This window comes from Pseudoflavonifractor sp. 60 (assembly GCF_009911645.1).
Classification (GTDB): Bacteria; Bacillota; Clostridia; order Oscillospirales; family Oscillospiraceae; genus Lawsonibacter.
This window is the reverse complement of sequence record NZ_QWKI01000297.1, coordinates 1-4803: the sequence shown is the minus strand read 5'-3', so window position 1 is coordinate 4803 and position 4803 is coordinate 1. Positions and strand designations below refer to the sequence as shown.

Annotated in this window: 7 protein-coding genes; 2 read left to right on the top strand and 5 right to left on the bottom strand. The window is 59.2% G+C overall.

All coding sequences use genetic code 11. The features are described 5' to 3' along the window. Window positions 1–105 precede the first annotated feature (105 nt). Together D1646_RS21830 and D1646_RS21825 are read right to left on the bottom strand one after the other, a co-directional pair. Window positions 106–474, bottom strand: coding sequence for a TnpV protein (locus tag D1646_RS21830; protein ID WP_160638444.1), 369 nt, complete (start codon window positions 472–474; stop codon window positions 106–108). A gap of 128 nt (window positions 475–602) precedes the next feature. Then, on the bottom strand, window positions 603–1034 hold the full coding sequence (locus D1646_RS21825; protein ID WP_160638443.1) for an Rrf2 family transcriptional regulator: 432 nt from the start codon (window positions 1032–1034) through the stop codon (window positions 603–605). Window positions 1035–1199: 165 nt separating this feature from the next. Here D1646_RS21825 and cysK point away from each other — a divergent pair, with 165 nt between their 5' ends. Next, complete coding sequence (cysK, locus tag D1646_RS21820; RefSeq protein WP_160638442.1) at window positions 1200–2132, top strand: cysteine synthase A; 933 nt, start codon at window positions 1200–1202, stop codon at window positions 2130–2132. Between the two features lie 46 nt (window positions 2133–2178). Here the strand turns inward: cysK and D1646_RS21815 are convergent, their stop codons facing one another. Both D1646_RS21815 and D1646_RS21810 read right to left on the bottom strand, forming a co-directional pair. Further along, a complete protein-coding gene (locus D1646_RS21815) occupies window positions 2179–2703 on the bottom strand; it encodes a nucleoside recognition domain-containing protein (RefSeq protein WP_160638441.1) in 525 nt (174 codons plus the stop codon). A gap of 1 nt (window position 2704) precedes the next feature. Beyond that, entirely contained in the window at window positions 2705–3286 is a 582-nt protein-coding gene (locus D1646_RS21810; protein WP_347565273.1) for a nucleoside recognition domain-containing protein, read from the bottom strand. Window positions 3287–3532: 246 nt separating this feature from the next. On the opposite strand from D1646_RS21810, the gene D1646_RS21805 reads away from it, so the two are divergent. Then, on the top strand, window positions 3533–3784 hold the full coding sequence (locus tag D1646_RS21805; protein WP_160638440.1) for an AbrB/MazE/SpoVT family DNA-binding domain-containing protein: 252 nt from the start codon (window positions 3533–3535) through the stop codon (window positions 3782–3784). Between the two features lie 90 nt (window positions 3785–3874). Here the strand turns inward: D1646_RS21805 and D1646_RS21800 are convergent, their stop codons facing one another. After that, window positions 3875–4504 carry a hypothetical protein gene (locus D1646_RS21800; protein WP_160638439.1) on the bottom strand — a complete coding sequence of 210 codons (630 nt, stop codon included), beginning with the start codon at window positions 4502–4504 and terminating at the stop codon, window positions 3875–3877. Window positions 4505–4803: the final 299 nt, after the last annotated feature.

Genomic DNA, 4803 nt, shown 5'->3' with positions numbered 1-4803 from the left:
GAGATGTTCCGGCATGATGTGGCCCTCCTGGATCGTTTTCTCTGTCCATTATACCACGGATTTCCAACGGCGCAAGGCGGATTTGCCTTGCGCCCCTTTTGTCCATCAGGTAAAGATAAGTTCAGCATGAACGATTTCCGTTGCTCTGTCACGGATGTTATTCATACGCCCCACCCATTCCATTTGATTTTCAATTTTAAGCTGCTCCGTAATGCCTTCCTGTTCCGCCAGTTGTTTCACTAACTGAAAGAACATAGTTTCGGCCTGGGTATCCGTCTCAGCCAAATGGCTGTCCAGCTTGCCACTGAGAAGCAAGGCGGTATAGATAGGTTCCCGCTGTGTTTTCAAGTAGTGCTTCCTCCACTGCCCCCAAATGCCAACAGGGACACTTTCTGGAGTGGAGAGGTTGGGTAAGAAATAATCACCTTGTTGTTGGTAGGTTCCGCTCATCTGCATGAAGAATGACTTTTCCATAATTGTAGTCCTCCGATATGTTGAAATTTCCTGCAATTCAATCACTCTCGGCTGACTTCATAAATGTTTTGGGAGGAACTTCCTTACGAAGTTCCTCCCAATATGGGCGGCTTTATGAAGATGGCGCTTTAGATGATGTAGTCGTTTCCGGCCTCGCCCTGCTGCATCAGGTCGGCCACTGTAATGTGGTCCAGGTAGTCGTTGATCACCTGATTCAGCCCCTGCCACATGGGCAACGTGCGGCACTCCGCTGCGCGGACGCAGGCGGAGGCGGCGGGGTCCACGCAGGAGACTGGAGCCAGCGACTCCTCCGTCAGCCGGAGGATGGCGCCCACGGTGTACTGCTCCGGCGGCCGGGTCAGCCGGTAGCCCCCGCCCTTGCCCCGCACTCCGTTGAGCAGGCCGGCCTTCACCAGCAGCTTAATGATGTTTTCCAGATATTTTTCCGAAATTTCCTGCCGCGCCGCAAGGATTTTCAGGGGAATGAAGCCATCCGTCTGGTGCTCTGCCAGGTCGATCATCACCCGCAGGGCGTAGCGGCCCCGTGTAGAAATCAGCATATCCGCTCCTCCTTCTTGTTATCCTATTATACAATAGGGTTAGTAGGTATTCAATGAAAGCTTTTTAGATTTCATATTGACACACCTGGAGGAGAGGAATATAATGTAAATAAACCTACGGGGGTAATTGGTTTAAAGGCGGCCCCCGGGCAAGGAGGAAATGATATGAGCAATATCTATACATCGGTGGACCAGCTGATTGGCAGGACGCCCCTGTTGGAGCTGACCCATGTGGAGCGGGAGGAGGGACTGAAGGCCCGCGTTTTGGCCAAGCTGGAGTACCTGAATCCGGCGGGCAGCGTGAAGGACCGGGTTGCCAAGGCCATGATTGACGACGCCGAGGCCCGGGGGACGCTGAAGGCGGGCTCCGTCATCATCGAGCCCACCTCCGGCAACACGGGCATCGGCCTGGCCTCGGTGGCTGCCGCCCGGGGCTATCGCACCATCATCGTCATGCCAGAGACCATGAGTGTGGAGCGCCGCCAGCTGATGAAGGCCTACGGTGCGGAGCTGGTCCTCACCGAGGGGGCCAAAGGCATGAAGGGGGCCATTGAGAAAGCGGAGGAGCTGGCCAGAGAGATTCCCGGCGGCTTTATTCCCGGCCAGTTTGTCAACCCCGCCAACCCTGCGGCCCACCAGGCGTCCACCGGCCCTGAGATCTGGGAGGACACCGACGGTGAGGTGGATATTTTTGTGGCCGGCGTGGGTACCGGCGGCACCATTACCGGAGTGGGCATGTATTTGAAGAGCCGGAATCCGGCGGTGAAGGTGGTGGCGGTGGAGCCAGCCTCCTCCCCGGTGCTGAGCCAGGGGACGGCGGGCAAGCACGCCATCCAGGGCATCGGCGCAGGCTTTGTCCCCCAGGTGCTGAACACCCAGGTCTACGACGAGATCATCGCCGTGGCGGATGACGACGCCTTTGCAGCCGGCAGGCTGGCAGGCCAAAAGGAGGGCGTGCTGGTGGGTATCTCCTCCGGCGCGGCCCTGTGGGCGGCGATCCAGCTGGCCAGGCGGCCCGAGAACGCGGGGAAGACCATTGTGGCTCTCCTGCCCGACACCGGCGACCGCTACCTCTCCACTCCCATGTTTGGCGGCTGATCTGAACCCGCTTGACGCTCCTGCGTTGGACAGGAGCGTCATTTTTTTATGGAGCGAAGCAGAGGCGGACCGCCCAGGCGGCGGCCAGAAATCCGGTGAGGTCGGCGCACAGGGCGGCAGGGACGGCGTACCGGGTTTTGGAAATACCCACCGCGCCGAAGTAGACGGCGATGGTGTAGAAGGTGGTCTCGGTGGAGCCCAGCATCACCGCTGCCATCCGGCCCAGCTGGGAGTCGGGGCCGTAGGTGGAGATGAGCTCCGCCCCCACGCCCAGGGCCGCCGAGCCGCTGATGGGCCGCACCAGCATCAGGGGGAGCAGCTCCGAGGGCAGGCCCAGCCGGTCCATCACCGGAGCCAGGAGCCGGGCCAGCAGCTCCAGCGCTCCCGACGCCCGGAGCATATAGACCGCCGTCAGCAGTCCGATGAGGGCGGGGACAATACGCACCAGAGTCTCCAGCCCGGAGGCCGCCCCCTGGACCAGGGCGGAGTAGACATCAACCCGGTGAAAGGCGGCGTAGACGGCGATGGTCCCGATGGTCAGCGGCACCAGCATGGTAAAGAACAGGTCCATGTCAACCCCTCCATATGCGGGCAAAGAGTTTGCAGGCCAGGATGCCAACCCCCACGGAGAGGACGGAGGCCAGCCAAACGGCGGGCAGAATATCGAAGGGGGCGGCGCAGCCTTGGGCGGCCCGGACAGTGGCCACTGTGGTGGGGATAAGCTGGATGGAGGCGGTGTTGCAGACCACCAGCATACACAGGCAGTCGGAGGCGACCCCTGGGCTCTTGGCAGCCAGACGGCGGGCGGCCTGGAGTCCCAGGGGGGTTGCGGCGCTGCCCAGCCCCAGCAGGTTTGCGGACACGTTGGCGGAGATGGCGTCCATGGTCGCCCGGTCCCGAGCGGCCTGGGGGAAGAGGCGGCGCAGGATGGGGGCGAGCAGCCGGGAGAGTTTTTCCGACAGCCCCGACTGGCGCATGACCTCCATGACCCCCGTCCACAGACACAGCATCCCCGCGATGGACAGGGCCAGCTCAACCCCCGCGGCGGCCCCCGCCGCCGCCGCCGCCGCCACCTCGGGTCCCCGTCCCAGGACCAGACCGCACAGGATGGAGAGGACCACCATTCCGGTCCAGATAATTGTCATTGTCAACATATTCGCCTCCTTTTGCTCTACTATACGGGAGCAACTGGAAAATCATGTCTGTGGATTAACCAATAATTTACAAAAAAATCCAGCCCTTCTCCCCTTTTCTACAAAAATTCTACATTTTTCACCCTATTTTGCCCGATAGAAACAGTTGACACGGAATTTCTTTCCCGTTACAATAGGAGAGAGAGAAGTTGACGTTGGGGCGGAGCGTCCGTCTCGGGTTTGAATCACATAAAAGGAGGCATTTACATGAAATCCACAGGCATTGTCCGAAAGGTGGACGAACTGGGCCGGATCGTACTGCCCATTGAACTGCGCCGCACACTGGATATCGAGGAGAAGGATTCCCTGGAGATCTACATGGACGGCCCTTCCATTGTGCTGAAGAAATTCCAGCCTGCCTGTATCTTCTGCGACAATGAGAAGGACATCATCGAGTTCCGGGGGAAGAACGTGTGTCCCCGATGCTTCCAGGAGATGAGCACGTTTTTCCGCAAGTGACCCGGGCAGAGGGAAGAGATTTCATTTTGGAGCCAAAAATAGTGAGAGGGCCTGGGGCTCTCTCACTGTTTTGTGCTTTATTTTTTGAAATCAGTTCAATACCAGTGCGGTGACGGCATAGCCGAACATATTGTCTCGGGGCTGGAGCTCCGCCTGGAACCGGGCCAGCTCCTGGCCGTCTACCTCGTAGATCAGGGCGCCGGTGAGCTGGAGGACATCGCCGGAGGTGCGGGTCTGCTGTACCTGGAGCTGGGCCAGTCCGTCGCTGCCACAGACCACCCGGTAGGCGTCCTGAGTCCGGTTGTAGGTGATCCGGTCCGTCAGGGCGGCGGGCAGAGGGGACATCTTGGCCAGGAGGAGATCCAGGGCGGCGGCGTAGTCCTGCACAGTCTCGCTGGGGAGGAGCAGGTCGTCTTCCAGCGTCTCGCTGCGGCTGTCCAGCTGTCCGTAGAGGGAGAGCATATTGTACAAGCTCTCCCAGGCCAGGCCAGCGTCCGCCGGGCCAAAGGCGGAAACGTCGTGGTTCAGCATGGCAAGCAGAACGCCGTGGAGGGCGGGCCCCATGGAGTCGGCGGGGGAGAGCTCGGCGGGTACGCTGCCGGGAAGAAAGCTCTCAGCGGCGCTCTGGACGGGGGCCTCCTCTTGGCTGGTCAGGGCGGCGGCGCTCAGGGGTAAAATGAGCACAGCGGCAATGAGGACGGCGGTAATTACTTTTTTCATCGGGAGACCTCCTTTCCCAATCTGGCAACGGGTCATTTTGTTAGCAATACCATGATAGCACGAATGTTCTGTTACCTTCTTATCGAACTCGTTACGAGACGGTGAAAAAAGAGTTACAGTTTGGCAACAGCTTTGCCTGTCCACGATTTGAGCTTATGCACCGGAGGACCAGGATATACCAGGCCGTTAAACTTTAGAAGCTGTATTCATAAGCGTTTGAGTAGCGTGTGGAAATGAGAAATTATGACCATAGCCTCAGCAGAGGAAACGGAGATTTCATAATCTTTGCTGAGGCGTCT

Coding starts and splice junctions, on each gene's coding strand:
- D1646_RS21830 (WP_160638444.1), bottom strand. CDS start 474: ATGGAAAAGTCATTCTTCATGCAGATGAGCGGAACCTACCAACAACAA.
- D1646_RS21825 (WP_160638443.1), bottom strand. CDS start 1,034: ATGCTGATTTCTACACGGGGCCGCTACGCCCTGCGGGTGATGATCGAC.
- cysK (WP_160638442.1), top strand. CDS start 1,200: ATGAGCAATATCTATACATCGGTGGACCAGCTGATTGGCAGGACGCCC.
- D1646_RS21815 (WP_160638441.1), bottom strand. CDS start 2,703: ATGGACCTGTTCTTTACCATGCTGGTGCCGCTGACCATCGGGACCATC.
- D1646_RS21810 (WP_347565273.1), bottom strand. CDS start 3,286: ATGTTGACAATGACAATTATCTGGACCGGAATGGTGGTCCTCTCCATC.
- D1646_RS21805 (WP_160638440.1), top strand. CDS start 3,533: ATGAAATCCACAGGCATTGTCCGAAAGGTGGACGAACTGGGCCGGATC.
- D1646_RS21800 (WP_160638439.1), bottom strand. CDS start 4,504: ATGAAAAAAGTAATTACCGCCGTCCTCATTGCCGCTGTGCTCATTTTA.